This window comes from Pseudomonas sp. AC532 (assembly GCF_979258965.1).
Genome location: NZ_OZ409888.1, coordinates 728,831 through 746,728 on the forward strand (window position 1 = coordinate 728,831; position 17,898 = coordinate 746,728).

Genomic DNA, 17,898 nt, shown 5'->3' on the forward strand with positions numbered 1-17,898 from the left:
CAATGACCCAACAATGGCTTGAAGGAAAGGTCGCTATCGTTACTGGTGGCGGCCGCGGGCTTGGCCGCGCACACGCACTGGCCTTAGCAGAAGCAGGCGCCCGAGTACTAGTGAACGATTTGGGCGGAAGCGACCGCGGCGGCGGCTCCAGCGAAGCACCGGCACATGATGTCGTGAAGGAAATACGTGCTGCCGGCGGCCAGGCCGAAGCGAACACATCGTCGGTTTCAGACTGGGACAGTGCGCGCAGCGTCGTCGAAGACGCTATCCGACATTTTGGCCGTCTCGATATTGTGGTGAACAACGCCGGAATCTCGCGCTTTGGCACGGACATCGCCACCATCACCAAGGAAGACTGGGAAATGACACTTGCCGTCAACCTCACGGGCACTGCTGCTGTGTCGCACTGGGCCGCTGCTTACTGGCATGAACAAGGCCCCGAGAGCGGTCGGGCGATCATCAATACGTCATCACCAGCAGGTGTAAACCCCATGCCAGGCAGCCCGGCATATTGCGTTTCGAAAGCAGCGGTGGCGGCTCTGACACAGAGCTCTGCAGCAGAGTTGGCGCGCTTGGGTGTGCGGGTTAACGCACTGGCCCCCATGGCGCGCACCCGTATGACTGACGCGGTACCGATTGTCGACGCCATGATGACCCGCACCGAAAACTTCGACCCCTACGCACCAGAGAATGTGGCACCACTTGTGGTCTACCTTTCCTCGTCAGATTGCCGTTTTACCGGCCGTGTGTTCGGGATTGGTGGTGGTCGTACCTATCTTTTCAGCGGCTGGAGTGCCACCGAAGAGGTTCTGGTGGCCGATGACAACCTAAGCGTTGCCGGTATCGCGGCGGCATTGCAACAGGTGCCGATCTCGGAACGGCCGCAGATCATTATGCCTGGTGCCCGCTTGGAAAAACCTTTCCCGGATGAGGACATCCTCCAAGCGCTGAACCAGGCCTAGAGCGTGATGCAGCGGTTACTAGCGAGCCGACGAGCTAATTGTCATAGCGATTACCTCGTTGCCTCTCACTGTATGGATGTCTGTTTGGCGTAACGCAATGGCGGCATGCCAAAGCGCCGCTTAAACAGCTCCCTGAAGGCTCGCTCCGACTGGTAACCCACCTGCTCGGCGACCAAGGCAACGGGACGGCCGGCACGGATGGCCTCAGCCGCCATTTGCATGCGCAGCGCAATCAGGTAATCGATAGGCGACTGCCCCACCAGCTTGGTGAATAACCGGCCGAACGTTTGCCGAGACATTCCCGCCCGCTCCGCTAACGCCTCTGCCGTCCACGACGCCTCAGGATGGGAATGCATGGAGACCAATGCCTGGCTGATGCGCAGATCGGCCAAGCCACGCAGCCAGCCTGTGCTATGGGACGGTAGCGACAGGGCGTAAGCGCGAATAAAACTCGTCAGAATCAGATTGGAAAGGTGACTGGCGGTGGCGGTGTAGCCGTTGTGATTCGCCGTATTTTCGCAGGCGAGAAAGTCCAGCAACGTACCGATCCAAAGAAACAGGCCTCGGGCGCTGCCGCGCAGGTGAATGACTGGCGGCAGGGCTTTGGTCAGCACATTGCCGTCTCCGGCCTGCAGCAGAAATGCCAATGTCAGCATACGCCCCACCTTGTCGCCCTCGCCCAGTTCCAACTCAGTCAGGGGCGCGGCCTGCCTGCGTCCGGGCGCCAGCAATGGCAATCCGCGGTCACTCCAGTAGCTTTGCAGATCAGCACGTGCGGCGGTGGGACTGGAAGCCAACGCGTAGGGCAATCCACGCAACAGCAATACCGAGTCGCCAGGCTCCAGGTAAATGGGCTCTTGGTCTTTGACTAACAACCAAAAAGGCGAGTCGATGCAGCAGTGAGCAAGAGAGTAATCATCTGAAAGTGGCGGCATATCCAACCCCCAATTCTCCCTCAGCTCAAAGATGCCAGCTGAATTGGCCTCCACCTTAAGTGTCCATCGGCCGCAAGGAAGGCGACGCGCTGCGCTGCATGTACCACGGGTTGAAGTTCAACGAGACTGGAACCTGCATTGAAATTCCTGGCCAGGACACCATTCCACCCCAGGCCTGTGTGCGCGCCTTTCCCGTTGTAGAACAGCACAGCTGGGTGTGGGTTTGGATGGGCGACCCGGACAAGGCCGACCCGGCCCTGATACCGCAGGCAGTCGCGCTGGATGACCCGGACTGGATCTTTCGCTCCGGCAGCATCGATTACCAGGCCAACTATCAGTTGGTAAACGACAACCTGCTGGACTTCTCTCACCTGTTTTTTCTGCACATTGACAGCTTCGGCATTGGCGAAGACTGGGCCCACACTCGCCCGAAAGTAACGCGTCTGGGGCGCGGCGTACGCGTGCAACGCTGGATGCCCGACCAACCGGTGCCCAATCTTCTGAAAACGGCCGTCAGCGTCGACACCATGGACCTGTTCAGCACCTACGACTACCTGGCGCCGGGCATTTTGATCATGCACTCCTACGGCTTCCCCGGCGGCACGGTGAAGCAATTTGACGGTGAGGAGCCCCATGGCATTCGGCCCATCCGTCACGATGTCACCTGCCAAGCCATCACCGCACTCACCGACAGCAGCTCGCGTTACTTCTTCTCCTGGGCACCCAACCGCAACGCCCTGACTGGGAGTACCGATGAGCTGGCGGACGGCATGTTTGCTATCGCGCGCATGGCCTTCGAGGAGGACCGGATCATGATCGAAGCGCAAGCGCGCGTGCTTGCACAAACGCCCAATGCCAAGCAGGTGCCCATCGCCTTCGACAACGCGCTTTCACAAATGCGCTGGGTGCTGGACAAGCTGATCAAGGAAGAGCGTCAGCCCGCGCTGCTGTCTGTAGCCGCTCAATAACCTCGACTCGACCCCCTTCAACCAGCACCTGCGGGTTACCTCTTAAGCAGAGGTGGCCCGCCCCCAAGGACGACTGCAATGTCCGAGCTAACCTTGCGCATCAGCGCCATCAACGCCGAAGGAAGGATATTCTAAGCTTCGAGCTGGTGTCCTTTGACGGACAAGACCTGCCCCCCTTCGCGCCGGGCGCACACCTGGAGGTTCAGTTAGCCAACGGCCTGCTGCGCCACTATTCCTTGAGCAACGACTGCAGCGAACGCCATCGCTATGTCATCGGTGTGGGTCTGTCGCTCACCAGCCGAGGTGGCTCCAGGCATTTGCACGGCGGCCTGCGGGTCGGCGACAAACTGATCTGCAGCTTGCCCCGAAACCATTTCCCCCTTATTGAAAATGCCGAGCGCTACGACTTTATCGCCGGCGGCATTGGTATTACCCCCATTCTGGCCATGGCCCGCTGGTGCGAAGTCAACGGCAAGCACTGGCACCTGCACTACCTGACCCGCAGCCGTCTGCGTGCGGCGTTTTACCAGGAGCTACAGAACCTGGCCCCCCACCGGGTGAGCTTCCATTTCCTTGACGAGCATGACGGCCAACCAATTAGACCTTGAAAACGCCCTCGCCCAGATCCCTGCGCACAGCCACATTTATTGCTGCGGGCCAGGTCCCCTAATGAAGCGGGTTAAAGCCGGTACCGACCAGCGCCCGGCTAGCCGGGCCCACTTCGAATGGTTTGCCGTAGCCGCACCAGCGGCGGCCAGCGCGGAAACCGGCTTCACACTGGTGGCGCGCCGAAGCGGAATAACCGTGCGCGTGCCAGCAGAGCAAAGCATTCTGCAGGTGCTGGAAGAAAATGGATTATGTGTGCCCTTCTCATGCCGCGAAGGGTTATGCAGTAGCTGTGAAACACCCGTATTGGCCGGCACTCCGGATCACCGCGACCTGGTGCTGTCAGACCGCCAGAAGGCCAGCAACCAGACGATGATGATCTGTGTATCCCGATCCAAAACGGCGGCTCTCGAGTTGGGCGTGTGATAGCAGGACTTACTTGTACGGATATGTAAGCGCGCCGTGCTAACCGCGACCACCGAGCCACTTGCGCTTGAAGTCGAGTTGCTCGAAGTGCTGGACGAGGAAGTCGATAAAAACCCTCACCTTCATCGGCAGGTGCAGCCGACTCTGGTAAGCAATGTTGATGGTTAGCGGGGGCAACTCCCAATCATCCAGAATCGGCACCAGGCGGCCAGCCACCACGTCGTCAAAAACGATATACATCGGCAAGATCAAAATGCCGTGGCCAGCCAGCGCCGCCGTGCGAAGTACCTGGCCATCATCGCTGTCGAAAATGCTGTTGAGAGTGACCGACTGGCGTTCCTCGCCGCGCTCAAGGTGAAGCTCGTACGGGCTGTTGGCCAAGGTGTAAACCAAGGTGTCGTGCAGGCTCAACTGGTCGGGTGCCACCGGTTTGCCGCGCCGCGCCAGGTAACCTGGTGAGGCACAACAAATTCGCCGTGTCACGGCCAACGGGCGCATGGCGATGCCTGATGCAGGCTCGTGCTCGCGGGTACGGATGGCAACATCAATGCCGGCCTCGATAAAATCGGGGTACCGATTGGCCACCACCACTTCCACCTTTAGCTTGGGAAAACGCTGCCTGAACAGGGGCATCATGGGCGCCAGATGCTGAACGGCAAATGACAGCGACGCGGTCACTCTCAACAGCCCGGTAGGCGTGCCGGACGCCTCATTCACGGCGGCCTCGGCATCGCTCAAAGCTGACAACATACGCTGGGCACCACTCAAAAAATTCGCCCCTGCCTCGGTCACCCACAGCCGTCTGGTGGTGCGTTCGACCAAGCGCGCGCCCAGGTGTTCTTCCAAGGCGGCCAGATGCCGGGTGGCCGCCGCGTTGGACATGCCCAATCGACTAGCAGCCTGCGACACGTTGCCCAACTCGGCGATCAGCGTGAACAACTCAATCTGCCTCAATCGATCCATGCTGTTGATTCTTCCACTAAGCGGAAAAGTGATTTAGCGACTCTACCCTTGCAGCGCCGTGCCGACCAGATATTGTACGTACATATTTCTGGAAGAGCTCGACGATGCGCCACATAGATGAAGAGACCATTACCCTGGCTGTAGTCGAGTCGTTTTCGGCCTGCGCCAATGAGCGCCTGCGCCTGGTGGTGACCAGCCTGGTTCAGCACTTGCACGCCTTTGCCCGGGACGTGCGGCTGAGCGAAAACGAATGGCTTACCGCCATTCAGTTTCTTACCGCTGCCGGCCATATCACCGACGACAAGCGCCAGGAGTTCATCCTGCTTTCCGACACCCTCGGGCTCTCGATGCTGGTAACGGCACTGAACAACCGCAAACCCAAAGCCTGCACAGAGACCACCGTGCTGGGGCCGTTCTACGTCGAAAATCCACCGCTGTTTGAAAACGGCGCGAATATCAGCCAAGGGGCCAAAGGCATCCCGTGCTGGGTCAACGGGCGGGTGCAGGACATCGACGGCCAGCCCGTTGCCGGCGCGACCATGGACATCTGGCAGTCGGATGAAGACGGCTTCTATGACGTGCAGTACGCCGACACACCGGGCGCACAAGCCCGTGCCCGCCTGCACAGCGGGCACGATGGCCGTTTTCGGTTTCGCTCGGTGCTCGCCACAGCCTACCCCATTCCCCACGACGGGCCGGTAGGCAAGATGCTTCAGGCGACAGGTCGGCATCCCTGGAGACCCGCACACTTGCACTTCATGGTTGAGGCCGAAGGCTTCGAGCGCCTCATCACCCAGGTATTTCGCAGCGACGACCCGTACCTGGACTCAGACGCGGTGTTTGGTGTGCGCCAAACACTGGTAGCCAACTGGGTTCAGCACCCGCCAGGCCTCACTCCTGACGGCACCGAATGCAGCACTACCTTTTATTCACTGGACTACGACTTCGTACTCCACCGTACCCAATGAGGCCAGCGTGATCAGACATATCGTGATGTGGAAACTCAAGGGCGACACGCCCGATGAACAGCAGGTGGCTCGCGTGCGCGTGAAGTCTGCCTTCGAGGGGTTGCGCGGGCTCATCCCGGGGCTGCTGTCCCTTGAGGTGGGCAGCGATCAAAGCGGTGTTGACTACGCCTGCGATGTGGTGATGGTTTCGGAGTTCAGTGACCCCGCGGCACTGGCCGCTTACGCCACCCATAAGGACCACCTGCGAGTCAGGGACGAGTTGGGCGACCTGCGCACCCATCGCTATCAGGTGGACTACGCCGTACCCGCCGCAGCCCTTGCTCAACAACCCACCTAAGGACGCACCATGAAACTCATCCTTACCCTCTCCTGCCAGGATCGGCCCGGCATCGTGCATGCCGTCAGCGGCTTCCTGTTCACCGAGCGCGCGAACATTGTTGAGGCCTCGCAACTGAACGATGCATCCACCGGCTTGTTTTTTATGCGCGTGAAGTTCGAGGGCCCGGCTGATATTCAACTCCAGGAAGTTGAAGAGCGCTTCGCCAGCGTTGCCCATGACTTCTCCATGCAAGCCAAATTCGCCATTGCGGATCGGGCAATGCCGACGGTGATCATGGTGTCGCAGATTGGCCATTGCCTGAACGACCTGCTGTTCCGCCATCGCTCCGGGCTTCTGCCCATCGACATCCGCGCCATCGTGTCCAACCACCGGGGGTTTTATCAACTCGCGGCCAGTTACGGCCTGCCGTTTCACTACATCCCGGTGAACGCCGCCAACAAACTGGAAGCCGAACAGAAACTGCTGGATATCTTCCATGCCGAAGGCGCCGAACTGTTAGTACTCGCCCGCTATATGCAGGTACTTTCCGACGGGCTTTGTCAGCGGCTGTCCGGCCAGGTGATCAATATCCATCACTCGTTCCTGCCCAGTTTCAAGGGCGCACGCCCCTACCAGCAGGCCTTTGATCGCGGGGTAAAACTCATTGGCGCCACCGCCCACTACGTGACCGCAGACCTGGATGAAGGCCCGATCATCGAGCAAGGCGTTGAGCGCGTGGACCACGCCATGGACCCTGCCACCTTAACGGCCACCGGCCGCGACACCGAGAGCGTGGTATTGGCCAGAGCGGTTAAATGGCATGCCGAACACCGTATTCTGCTCAACGGGTACAAGACCGTAGTATTTCAGTAATTCGCGTTTTACTTTCAGGAGTCCGACCATGCACAACAACAATCACACCCTTGCGTTGACAGCTGCGGTCCCCGTCACCCAGGAAACCTTTACCTACACCCGCTTCGGCAGCTCGTTCGAAGCCGCAGAGTTCACTGACTGGATCGACGAAAGCATGTCGTGGAAAAAGACGTGCTACATCGGCGACTGGTCGCCCTTGGGCAAGCTGCGCATCAAGGGCAAAGACGCGCTCAAATTCTTCTCAGACCTCAGCATCAACAGCTTCGCCAAGTTCGACATCGGCCAAGCCAAGCACGCAGTTTTCTGCAGCGAAGAAGGCAAGGTGATCGGCGACGGCATTCTGATGAAGGAAGCCGAAGACTCGTTTATCTACACCAGTGGGCCGGGCGTTCTGTGGGCGCTGTATAAATTCCAGCTGGGAAAATACGACGCCACCCTGGAAAACCTCACCGACGGCCGTTTCATCCTCCAGGTACAGGGGCCCAATGCCCTGTTTCTGATGGAAAAGGTCACCGGCCAAAGCCTGCGCGACATAGGCTTTATGCGCTTTCGTTCCACGCAAATCGACGGCCTGGAGTTTCTTGCGTTGCGCCAGGGCATGGCGGGTGAAGTGGGCTATGAACTGCACGGCAACATTGAAGACGCAGAGGCTATTTATCAGGCGATCTTCGACGCTGGCCACGAGTTCGGAATTCGTCGTTTGGGCGGGCGCACCAAGATGGTCAATCACGTAGAAGCGTGCTTTCCCACCCCGACGGTTGACTACGTGCCTGCCGTGTTTGGCGAAGCGGAGTCGGGTTTTCTCGAGTTTATGAAACAGGCTGCGCCGGCCGTTCTCAACTTGCTGCGTCACTCCGGCACCTATCCCGCCGACGACTTGCGCGTGTTGCAACGCAGCCCCGTAGACCTGGGCTGGGGCAAGAGCGTCAAATTTGACCATGAGTTTGTCGGGCGCGCGGCGCTCGAGGCCGAGTTGGTTGCGCCGCAACGCAAGATTGTCACCCTGGTGTGGAACAGCGACGACGTCATCGACGTGTATGCATCGTTGTTTCGCGCCGGCACGCCGCATGACTATATGGAACTGCCGCGGCAGGTATTGGGCTGCATGGAGGCGGATCGTGTTGAACATCAAGGCCGCCTGGTAGGCGCTACCTCATCGCGCTGCTACAGCTACTACTTCCGCGAAATGCTCTCGCTGTGCGTCATTGATATCGAGTTAGCCGAGCCTGGCACGGAAGTCACCGTGGTCTACGGTGGCGCCCGCGGCAGCGAAAAACGCATCCGCGCGAAGGTCGCTCCCGCACCGTACAAAACCGACAACCGCCGTGCTGACGTCAGCACCCTGCAACCTACGAGTGCGCTATGACGGCACAGATCATTGATGGCAAACAGCACGCAGCCACGCTGCGTGCGCACATACGGCGGCAAGTCGCTCAACTGCGTCTTGATCATGACCTGCAGCCGAGTCTGGCGATCGTTCTGGTAGGCACCGACCCTGCCAGTGACGTGTATGTGCGCAACAAAGGCTACCAGGCCGTCGAGGCTGGCCTGGCCAGCCTTGAACATCGTCTGCCGGAGGAAACCACAGAGGCCGATCTGCTAGCCCTGATTGGGCAACTGAACGCTGACCCGGCGGTGCACGGCATCCTGGTTCAGCTTCCGTTGCCTACTCACATTGACGAGGGCAAGGTGATTCACGCCATCGTGCCGAGCAAAGACGTTGACGGTTTTCACCCCGTCAACGTCGGGCAACTGTCGGCGGGCCAGGAGACGCTGATTCCGTGCACTCCGTACGGCGTGTTGCTCCTGCTTCGGCACACGCTGCAAAGTCTGGAAGGGCTGCACGCCATCATCATCGGGCGCTCCAATATCGTCGGCAAACCGATGGCGCAACTGCTGCTCGCCGAGCATTGCACCGTGACGATCACCCACTCGCGCACGCACAACGTTGCCGAGTTGGTGCGCGGGGCCGACATTGTCATTGCGGCCGTTGGCAAGCCACATCTGGTTCGCGGTGACTGGATCAAACCAGGCGCCTGTGTGATTGACGTGGGCATCAACCGGGTCATCGAAAATGGCAAGCCGAAGCTGGTCGGTGACGTGGCGTTCAGCGAGGCCGTTGAAGTCGCCGGTGCGATTACGCCAGTGCCAGGCGGTGTAGGCCCCATGACCATCGCCTGTCTGCTGCGCAACACGCTGATTGCCGCCTGCAACGCTCGGGCAATTGCACTGCCTGCCGCCGTGTAGTGACACGACTAAAACGCCCACTAAAAAGCCCAGATCTCGATCTGGGCTTTTTTTATATCGCGGCGTTGGAGACGCTATGACTTCAATTGTAGAGCGCGATGAACCGACACTCCACACTGCCTCGCGGCACGGCACCTACCGCAGACTCGTCTTCAAACGCCGTGTGCATCGCATTCATTGCATCCGGAATATCCGAGTCGAAGCCTTTAAAAATCATCACCTCATCCGGGGTCATATTAGGGAAGTAGTACCACTGATGGCGCGGGCTGAAACGGCAACCACGGGAATGAAGCAATTCGTTGCGACTGCCTTTGGGCCCAATGAAATCGAGCTGAATCATATCGTCGTTGGACACACTGCGACCGTCGCAATAGCCAGCGGTACGTCCTGCGGCGGCGGTGTCAGTACGCGCCACGCCTGCATCATCACGTAGCGCCGGTATGGCGCCACGGTGCGGCCGGTCAATTCCAGGGTGTCCGTGAGCAGCCGATCAATATCGGTTTTGGCGAAGTCCAGATGCGCGAACTGCGCAGTGGTCATCCAGCTGCGTTGCGCTGCGCGTAGCCCCGGCATCTCAAGTACGGACAAGGTGGGGCTCTACAATGAAGCCATCTAACTCGCGCTATTGATATGAGATCACGATGCGATCTCTGTCGGTGTTTACATAGGGAACTTCGCCTTCAACGTCGTGCCAATCATTGTTCCTGATAACTCTCGGCTAACCCGACGCGCAGTACTTCTTTGCAGCACTGCAATCAAACGTTCAGGGAGTGACATGAAAAGAAGGCGCCACCGAGCAGTGGCGCATTGCTAGAAGCTATGGAGCTGTCACGCGCTCTTCAGCGGCAATGTGCTGTTTCGGCGTTGCTTGCGTTCCTGTTCGCGCGAAGAGGAAGGACGCTAAGGCGGGCAGCAGGATCAGCGCCCCAAGCATGTTCCACAAGAACATGAACGACAGGAGAATTCCCATGTCAGCCTGGAACTTGATGGGCGAAAAGCTCCAGGTTGCGACGCCCACCGATAGCGTCATGCCGGAGAGAAGCACCACCCGCCCAACTGACAGCAAGGACAGGTAGTACGCTCGAGACAGGCTCGCCCCCTTCCGCAATTCAGACAGCAAGACACTCAGGAGATACAGTGCGTAGTCAACGCCAATCCCGACACCCAGAGCGATGACAGGCAATGTAGCGACCTTGAAGCCTATACCCAGGGCCGTCATCAACGCCTCGGCGAGCAAAGACGTGAGCATCAGCGGCAGCACCGCACAGACCACCGCACGCCAAGAGCGGAACGCGATCAAGCAGATCACCACCACCGCGCCATACACCAACAGCAACATGGTGAGCCGGGCGTTATTGACCACCTGATTTGTGGCTGCCTCAATGCCAGCATTACCAGCAGCGAGTGTAAAGCGACCCTGCTCACTGTCGTTCTGCGCCGCAAACTGCTCCACAGCTTCGCTTATCTCACGCAGTGTCGAGGCCTTGTGATCGGTAAGATAGATTCTTATCAGCGACAGGCTGCAGGGCTGATTCACCAGACTGCGCGGGGCGTATTTGACTTGGCTGTTCAGCAGCGCCTGATTTGGCACCAGGGAAATCCAGCGCGGATTGCCTTCAGTAAATTGGCTGGTCACCAATGACGTGAACGAAGCAAAAGAACTCGTTGCCACTACCGTAGGCAACTGCCTCAGCTGCCACTCAAGCATTCCAACCTTTTCTAGCAGCTGATAATTCATGCACTGCCCCACCGGCGATTCGATCATCACCATAAAAAGGTCGCTGCTGTTGCTGTAGTGGGAGGTGATATAGGCGTTGTCCTTGTTGTAGCGAGAATCCTTGCGCAACTCCGGCGCGCCCGGATCCAGGTCACCTACCTGCAGATGATGACTACCTACGACACCTACTACGCCGAGTCCTGCACTGGCCAGCAACACGACAGTTGCCCAACGACGCTGCGTGAAAAAATCGAAGAAGCTCCACAGCGGGTGGGGATGGTCGCTACGCAGGTCCTGCTCCTCGATTTGCAGAGAACGTTGCGCGGCTTTGCGACCCACTCCGACGTAACTCAACATAATCGGCAACAACACAAGATTGGTCAGAATCAGGAACGCCACGCCGAGGCTGGCGATCAGGGCTAATTGCTGAATCACTCCGATATCTATGATCAGCAATACAGCAAACCCGACAGCGTCGGCCACCAGAGCAATGAAGCCAGCCAGAAAAAGACGGCGGAAGGTCTGCCGGGCCGCGAGTATGGGCGAGCAGCCTCTTCCGATGTCCTGCAGAATCCCATTCATTTTTTGCGCGCCATGAGACACCCCGATGGCGAATACCAGGAACGGCACAAGCACCGTGTACGGATCCAGCTCCAAGTCCAACAGCGGCAAACAGCCCACCAGCCACAGCACGCCTACCAGGGAACAGACGAGCACGTTGGCGGTACTGACCACGCAGCGCGAATACCAGTAGACCAGCGCAGCAACAATGATGATCGAAACTAGGAAAAAGCTCAGTACCTTGGCTACGCCATCAATGAGATCACCGACGACCTTGGCGAAACCAACGATATGAATGTCCACCCCACCGCCTTGGTACTTGGCGCGGACTTGCTCCAACTGCGCGGAAAAACGACCGTAGTCCAGCGGTGCGCCGGTCTCGTTGTCGAAGTCCATCAAGGGCACCAGTACAATGCTGGACTTGAAGTCTGGAGCCACGATCCGGCCAACCTCGCCAGAACGTTCAATATTGAGACGCAGCTGGTTCAGCGCCACGGGCGATCCGTCATAACCGGCATCGATCACCGGGCCCCCATCGATGCCCGCCTCCGTGATACCAAGCCAACGCATAGTCGGGGTCCAGAGTGACATCATCCATGGCCGGTCGACCCCATTGATCAAATACACCTCATCACTGATCTGCTTCAGCGTCTGCAGGTACTGGTCGTCAAGAATGTTGCCGCTCTTGCTGGTGACGGCAATGGCTACTAAATTGCTCTGGCCGGCAACATCGGCACGATGCTTGATGTAGTTCTCAATGTACGGATGTCCTGTTGGAATCATCCGTTGGAAGTTGGCGTTAAAACGCAGATCAGGTAACTGAAACGCGGTGCCGATAGTCAGCGCGATGCAGACCAGCAGAATCACCAGGCGATGATTGAAGATAAGCCGCTCAAGCCACGAACCATCGTCTGCTTGACCGCCATTCGCCGGCAAGTGTCGATACGAAGTCATTGGGTTACTCCCGTGTTCTGCGCAGTCACCGATAGCTGGCTCGCAGGAAGCCGGACAATGCCTGCCAGGCTGCTGAATACCAGATCGCCATTCGGTGTTTGTACGGCCCCCGTCAAGGGCACGTGAGCTTGCCAATCGATTTTCTCGAACGTGCCATTGGCGTTGCGGGCGATAAACACTTGCCCAGCCTGATTGCCCAGCAGCAACGACCCGTCCACCAGAAGCACACCGCAGGTGAGGCCGGCCTCACCAGCCTGTTGCGCCTGCCAGCGAGAGCCTGCATCAGCGCTCACCGCCAGATTGCCACGCAGTCCATAAGCGACAACGTTAGATTTTTTATCGGAAATAACGCCGAAAAAGCTGCCCTCGTACGGAGATTGCAACGCTTGCCCGCCACTCAGTAACAGGCCTTGCTCGCCGGCAATAAGCGTGTTGCCCGCGACCTCGGTAATACCATAGAGATGTAGGCGCCCCTCGTTTTGCAGTGGGATATAGGGCGCCCAGTTCTTGCCGCCATCGGCCGACTTGAACGCGATGCCAAACCCACCGATCACGACCAGGTGCTGTTCATCGCTGATCGACAATGCCAGCAACGGTTTCTCAGGACCGTCCTCCAGTAAATAGCGGGCGTTTGCCAGAGCAGCATCAGCTTCCTGGTTGCCGTTGGCGGCCTCTTTTGTCCAGTAATCCACCGCTACCTGGGCCAACGAAACACCATCCGCTTGCCGAGTCCACGTCTGCCCGGAATCGTCGGTTCGCAGCACCACTCCCTGATGCCCAATTGCCCAACCTATTTGTTGGGATGCAAAAGCAACGTTGGTGAGTGTGACGCTCACCGGCACCTGATCGGCATTGCGCCAGGCTCTGCCGTCATCGTCTGATAGGGCGATGGTTCCATTCTCGCCGACACTCACCAGTCGGCTGCCCGCTCGAGCTACCGCCATCAGCATGACCTTGCTGGGATGCGCTGAAGGTAGCGCCTGCGTACTGAGGGCCAGGGTGGTAGAGGGCTGCGATGCAGCGCTGCTACGGACCACACCACCTACCGTGCAGAGCAATGCCAGCACAACGGCGGCAAATGCAGGATGCCCGTTCATTCGAAATACCTCTAAAGACGACGAGCGAGTCAGCAGTCTCTGACTGTGACCCGCTTGCAACTACCCGGATTAGATCGAGCGGCACACGCTGCTAGACCCCTTAACGAACCCCAGACGCCTCAAGACTGCGAGGCGAGAAGGTGGTAGCTGGCACCTCCCGGTAGGTGTATCCGTCTTTCTCTTCCGACAGCACGTTGAATGCGGCATAGGATTTTGACTGGACGTTGTAGACGAAGTTGGTCGCCACAATCATTCCTGGCACATCGGGGTTGATGTAGCTCAGCACCTGAGTGGCCTTCCAGAACGAGCCTTTCGCGTCCCAATGGTCTGCGAGCACAATCTGCCAACTGTCCTCATCCACATACACGCGACGCTTGGGCACCACGTGGCGTTGTCCCGCCTTGAGGTTGCCCTCAATTACCCAAGTGCGGTGCAGCTCCCACCGCATCAAATCGGGGTTGGCCGAATTAGGCTTCAGAACTTGATCGAGGCCGATCGCATTCAGAAAGTTGTTGTTGTTGTACGGGATGTATAGTTCTTTCTTACCCACGACCTTCCAGTCATAGCGATCAATGGAACCCTGGAAACCATTCTGCTCGTCGTAGTTGGTCACCCCGGAGGTGAACGGTGACGGAACGTCGTACTGAACATTCGGGGTGCGACGCAGGCGACGCTGTCCCGGCAGGTAGGTCCATGCCTGCGCTACGGCGTTGAGTTGTGTATCGATGAGGCCGAGAATTTTCTCGCCCGCTTGATAAGCCGGCGCTCTGGTTTCAACGAGCACGGCATAACGGGTTTGCCCTTTGAACGGGTCGTCACGCCCTGGTGGGTAGTCGCCCGGCATCGTTTCCCGAGCAGTGGTCGAAGTAGCCAATACGGGCGCGCCACCACTCACAACGTAAACAGAAGAAGTGGTTTGCACATCGATGCCACGGAATGCGAACTGAGTGTTGGCCATGGCCTCTGACCCTGACTGCGGAATCGGGAATGGAATGCTGCCATTCCAGTCACTAATCAGCTCCTTATTGTCCATCTTGGTCGTGGTCGCATTCTTGAAGACACGCTCATAGCTGGCCTCCGGTGCCAATGCAGAGCGATGTGTTGGGTAAACATTGATGGCGTAACCGGGAATATTCTTCAACAAGGCTTGCTCACCGTCGGAGAGCTTATCCTTGTACTTTTCGACATTGCTGGCATCGATCTTCAGCAGCGGCTTTTCATCCGGATAGAACATGGGCGGCCGGTTAGTCTTCCCTGCCGGCAACGCAGTTTTCTGCCCTCCGGTCCAAGCAGGAATAGTGCCGTCAGCATTGCCAACTCGCTCCCCCCCTAAAGGCGTCAAATCGGTTTTCAGTTTCTGCGCCTCAGCCGGAGATACCGCCGCGTGCGCGGCCGCGCAAGACAGAACCGTAAGGGCGATAAACGAGAGCAAAGTGGTTTTATTGTTGTTCATCTCTTACTCCAACCAATTAGAACGAGCGGGAAACGGTGAACATTAGGTTATCGCGATCCGCGAACACATTCGTCGAGTCGGCCCCCGTGAACATCGTGTAGGCCACACCACCTCGCCACGTGCGCTCGTAGTTAAAGTTAAGTCCGACCGAGACACTTCCCCCGTCGCCGATCCAGGTGGGGTCAATGGGCGAGTTATCGGTGAAATTATGCGCCACGGTGATTGGCATACTCAGATCAAGACTCGGCCGCACGCCCAACCAACTCGGCTCGAACACAGCGGTAACTCCATAGGCTGTCTTGTCGTTGCCGACATAAACATTTGCGGGATCGTCCTTGCTATACAGGTGATGGATACCTGCCTCGGCGAGCACGGTGGCGCTGTCCCATAAACCTGTTCGCGGTGCCACCCAAATCATAGATACCTGCCCATGGACCGTATCCCCAGTAGCGAACTGAGTGTGATCGTCAGGGCTGAAATACCCTGCAGACACCAACGGCATGTTATTGCGTACCGAGATTTCCGCCCCCACGTTCGCATCCAGCACAGTGGTCGAAAAGCTCATACCTACGATATCGATATCGGTTGGCGTGACGAAACGGTACTCGCCAATCTGGAACGGATCAGCAGCGACGCCGGGAGCAATACTGGTCACAACCTGAGGAAGTCGATCAGCAAACTTCACGTAGTAGAAGCCAACGTCCCAACCACCCTCGAGGTCGTAATACTTGAACGCAACACCCCAATTTTCGCCGGTGGCGTCTGCTTCGTCGGAACCGGAGTAACGCAGATAGGTGCCGCCACCGGTCAGCAGACGCTCGCCACCGCGATAAGCCATATCCACCGGAGACCAATAGGTGCCGGGCACCGGGATGCGCGATTCGCGAGACTCAAGCTGATAGTAAGCCTCGATATTCCAGCTCTCGCTCAAAGCAAAAGACGTGGACAATTGGCTTACAGGGAGGAACAACTCCTTCGCCTGAGTACCCGGCACGGAAGCCGCTTTAATTACATCAATCGGCGCCTGCCCGTAGGCAATGCCGTTACCGGCACGAAACAAACTTTGCCCCCACAGCAGCGTATGGCGGCCGAGACGGAAGTTCAGATCATGGCCAGCTATATCCACACCACTGTGGACGAACGCATCCAGGATTTCGGCATCACGACCATGGAGGCGTTTAGTGCGATCAACAAACTCATTGGAGTCGACGCTGTCAGCGTTGTAGTTCTCGTCAACGTTCTTTGCGCCCCCGGCGTAAACATCGTCGTACCAGGCGGCCGCACTAATGCGAAAGCCGCTCTGATAGGCATCCTTGAGCGAGAAGTCCAACTCCGAAAGGAGGTCAAGGCGATTGGTTATCAGGCTGCCGCTATCGAAACGGGCATCACCGTCGTTGCCATTGGGGTTATCAAGAAAGGTATGTGATGGGCTTTCGGTACGGACACCCAGGCTGTACTTGATCGAGTTATCGAACCGAAGCGAGTAACTGTCTGTATCCGCCAATGGCATCGCTTGCACAGCGGGAGCTGCCAAGACCAAAGCTGAACAAAAAGCCATTTGCCAAGAGGCAACGTGTCGGCCCTCAGACAGCAATGGAGCAGCGGGGCGCAGAACCCCTTTGCGTTGCAGATTAATCATCGTGACCCTCGCATCTTATTTTTATTGTCGAACGACGAAGACCTCTGAGAGGCCTGGCCCTGAGCAGGCCACTCGCGTCGCTTGCCCGGCGAAGCCAATCTAGCTTGCGCACGAAGAGAAGGTCAACACTTGTACGTACAAAAAATGAAAGCTCCGCATAGATTACAACAGATAAGATTTCTAAAAATACGAAAACAATAACCCAACCGCTTGTTTTTTATAGGTTTCAAAAACTGAGACCGCGGCCATCTTGACACCTCAGCTCCAGCAGAATAATTGTGCTAACAATTCAGACTGAAAAAACACACCAAAACGGAGAACAACAATGAACGAGTTTGGCGAATTGCACGGCAAGGTCGTCGTGGTAACAGGCGGTGCATCCGGTATCGGCAAAGGTATTGCGCAGCGCTTCATCGCCCACGGCGCTCGGGTTGTGATCGCGGATATCGAAGAGACCAGCCTGAAGAACACTGCGGGCGAAATTGGTGCCTATCCAGTACGCACCGACGTAAGTGACCGTGCCAGCGTCCAAGCGCTCGCTGATGCCACTTTAAAGGAATACGGTCGTGTCGATATCGTGTGCAACAACGCTGGCGTTGGTCCAATGGCTAATATCAGCGACATGACCCTTGATGATTGGCAGTGGCTGATAAACGTCAACCTCTGGGGCGTTATCCATGGCGTCCACACCTTCTTGCCATTGCTGAAACAGAACCCCCAAGGCGGCCACATCGTCAATACGGCATCCATCGGCGGCTTGGCAACCATGCCCTCACTAGGCGGCTACTCCGTCACAAAGTTTGGCGTAGTCGCCCTGACCGAGACCTTGGCCTTGGAGCTTGAGATTGCCGAAAGCAACGTTCACTGCACCGTCCTGGTCCCAGGGCCAGTCCATACGAACATCCAGAACAGCTCACGTAATCGCCCCAATGCGCTTCATGACGCGAAGCTAGCAGACGTAGACCTCACCGAAATACCTGCCATGGCGGAGTTGCGCTGGCTCGAACCAGACGATGTGGGTGACCTGGTTATCTCCGCCGTTCAACGCAAAACGCTGTACTGCTTCACCCATCCAGAGCTGTTTGCCCCTATCGAATTCCGCTTCGCGCAAATCAGCTCGGCCAATCTGGCAGCGCAGTCTCCTTCCGAGTAACGCCCACCTCCGGCCGCTTGCGGCCGGAATTCAAAAATATGTACGAACCTTTTTTGG

General features: G+C 57.8%; 18 protein-coding genes. 10 read left to right on the top strand and 8 right to left on the bottom strand.

The genetic code is table 11. From position 1 onward, the window contains the following. Nucleotides 1-2 precede the first annotated feature (2 nt). Nucleotides 3-962 (top strand): SDR family NAD(P)-dependent oxidoreductase, encoded by a 960-nt coding sequence (locus tag ACZ0AV_RS03495; protein WP_499149742.1) that lies wholly within the window; start codon nt 3-5, stop codon nt 960-962. A 65-nt stretch (nt 963-1,027) separates the two neighbouring features. On the opposite strand, the gene ACZ0AV_RS03500 is transcribed toward ACZ0AV_RS03495, so the two are convergent. Beyond that, on the bottom strand, nt 1,028-1,951 hold the full coding sequence (locus ACZ0AV_RS03500) for an AraC family transcriptional regulator (RefSeq protein WP_499149743.1): 924 nt from the start codon (nt 1,949-1,951) through the stop codon (nt 1,028-1,030). Between the two features lie 5 nt (nt 1,952-1,956). Here ACZ0AV_RS03500 and ACZ0AV_RS03505 point away from each other — a divergent pair, with 5 nt between their 5' ends. From ACZ0AV_RS03505 to ACZ0AV_RS03515, 3 genes are all read left to right on the top strand, one after another. Next, nucleotides 1,957-2,865 (top strand): Rieske 2Fe-2S domain-containing protein, encoded by a 909-nt coding sequence (locus tag ACZ0AV_RS03505; RefSeq protein ID WP_499149744.1) that lies wholly within the window; start codon nt 1,957-1,959, stop codon nt 2,863-2,865. Nucleotides 2,866-3,011: 146 nt separating this feature from the next. Beyond that, nucleotides 3,012-3,473, top strand: coding sequence for a ferredoxin reductase (locus tag ACZ0AV_RS03510; protein ID WP_499149745.1), 462 nt, complete (start codon nt 3,012-3,014; stop codon nt 3,471-3,473). A gap of 61 nt (nt 3,474-3,534) precedes the next feature. Beyond that, the gene (locus ACZ0AV_RS03515; RefSeq protein WP_499149746.1) at nt 3,535-3,897 is read left to right on the top strand and encodes a 2Fe-2S iron-sulfur cluster-binding protein; all 363 of its coding nucleotides are present in this window, start codon (nt 3,535-3,537) and stop codon (nt 3,895-3,897) included. Between the two features lie 39 nt (nt 3,898-3,936). Here ACZ0AV_RS03515 and ACZ0AV_RS03520 read toward each other — a convergent pair whose 3' ends face one another. Further along, nucleotides 3,937-4,860 (bottom strand): LysR family transcriptional regulator, encoded by a 924-nt coding sequence (locus tag ACZ0AV_RS03520; RefSeq protein WP_499149747.1) that lies wholly within the window; start codon nt 4,858-4,860, stop codon nt 3,937-3,939. Between the two features lie 104 nt (nt 4,861-4,964). Here ACZ0AV_RS03520 and ACZ0AV_RS03525 point away from each other — a divergent pair, with 104 nt between their 5' ends. From ACZ0AV_RS03525 to folD, 5 genes are read left to right on the top strand one after another with little or no spacing between them, the layout of a single operon-like run. After that, nucleotides 4,965-5,828 carry an intradiol ring-cleavage dioxygenase gene (locus ACZ0AV_RS03525; protein WP_499149748.1) on the top strand — a complete coding sequence of 288 codons (864 nt, stop codon included), beginning with the start codon at nt 4,965-4,967 and terminating at the stop codon, nt 5,826-5,828. 7 nt (nt 5,829-5,835) lie between these two features. Continuing rightward, a complete protein-coding gene (locus tag ACZ0AV_RS03530) occupies nt 5,836-6,165 on the top strand; it encodes a Dabb family protein (RefSeq protein ID WP_499149749.1) in 330 nt (109 codons plus the stop codon). A gap of 9 nt (nt 6,166-6,174) precedes the next feature. Then, nucleotides 6,175-7,020, top strand: a complete 846-nt coding sequence (gene purU / locus ACZ0AV_RS03535) for a formyltetrahydrofolate deformylase (RefSeq protein WP_499149750.1) — start codon at nt 6,175-6,177, stop codon at nt 7,018-7,020. Between the two features lie 28 nt (nt 7,021-7,048). Further along, nucleotides 7,049-8,386: a glycine cleavage T C-terminal barrel domain-containing protein gene (locus tag ACZ0AV_RS03540; protein ID WP_499149751.1), complete on the top strand. Its 1,338-nt coding sequence runs from the start codon at nt 7,049-7,051 to the stop codon at nt 8,384-8,386. Beyond that, on the top strand, nt 8,383-9,267 hold the full coding sequence (gene folD / locus ACZ0AV_RS03545) for a bifunctional methylenetetrahydrofolate dehydrogenase/methenyltetrahydrofolate cyclohydrolase FolD (protein WP_499149752.1): 885 nt from the start codon (nt 8,383-8,385) through the stop codon (nt 9,265-9,267). Before ACZ0AV_RS03540 ends, folD begins: the two co-directional genes overlap by 4 nt. Before the next feature lie 82 nt (nt 9,268-9,349). Here the strand turns inward: folD and ACZ0AV_RS03550 are convergent, their stop codons facing one another. From ACZ0AV_RS03550 to ACZ0AV_RS03575, 6 genes are all read right to left on the bottom strand, one after another. After that, nucleotides 9,350-9,622, bottom strand: coding sequence for a CmcJ/NvfI family oxidoreductase (locus ACZ0AV_RS03550; protein ID WP_499149753.1), 273 nt, complete (start codon nt 9,620-9,622; stop codon nt 9,350-9,352). Beyond that, nucleotides 9,604-9,855: a hypothetical protein gene (locus ACZ0AV_RS03555; protein WP_499149754.1), complete on the bottom strand. Its 252-nt coding sequence runs from the start codon at nt 9,853-9,855 to the stop codon at nt 9,604-9,606. The genes ACZ0AV_RS03550 and ACZ0AV_RS03555 overlap by 19 nt, the downstream gene beginning before the upstream one ends. Before the next feature lie 229 nt (nt 9,856-10,084). Further along, nucleotides 10,085-12,499, bottom strand: coding sequence for an efflux RND transporter permease subunit (locus ACZ0AV_RS03560; protein ID WP_499149755.1), 2,415 nt, complete (start codon nt 12,497-12,499; stop codon nt 10,085-10,087). Continuing rightward, nucleotides 12,496-13,596, bottom strand: coding sequence for a WD40/YVTN/BNR-like repeat-containing protein (locus ACZ0AV_RS03565; protein WP_499149756.1), 1,101 nt, complete (start codon nt 13,594-13,596; stop codon nt 12,496-12,498). The genes ACZ0AV_RS03560 and ACZ0AV_RS03565 overlap by 4 nt, the downstream gene beginning before the upstream one ends. 100 nt (nt 13,597-13,696) lie before the next feature. Beyond that, nucleotides 13,697-15,049, bottom strand: coding sequence for a DUF1329 domain-containing protein (locus ACZ0AV_RS03570; protein ID WP_499149757.1), 1,353 nt, complete (start codon nt 15,047-15,049; stop codon nt 13,697-13,699). Nucleotides 15,050-15,065: 16 nt separating this feature from the next. Further along, on the bottom strand, nt 15,066-16,688 hold the full coding sequence (locus ACZ0AV_RS03575; RefSeq protein ID WP_499149758.1) for a DUF1302 domain-containing protein: 1,623 nt from the start codon (nt 16,686-16,688) through the stop codon (nt 15,066-15,068). 325 nt (nt 16,689-17,013) lie between these two features. Between ACZ0AV_RS03575 and ACZ0AV_RS03580 the strand changes: the two genes are divergently transcribed. Beyond that, nucleotides 17,014-17,841 (top strand): SDR family oxidoreductase, encoded by an 828-nt coding sequence (locus ACZ0AV_RS03580; protein ID WP_499149759.1) that lies wholly within the window; start codon nt 17,014-17,016, stop codon nt 17,839-17,841. The last annotated feature ends 57 nt before the right edge of the window (nt 17,842-17,898 follow it).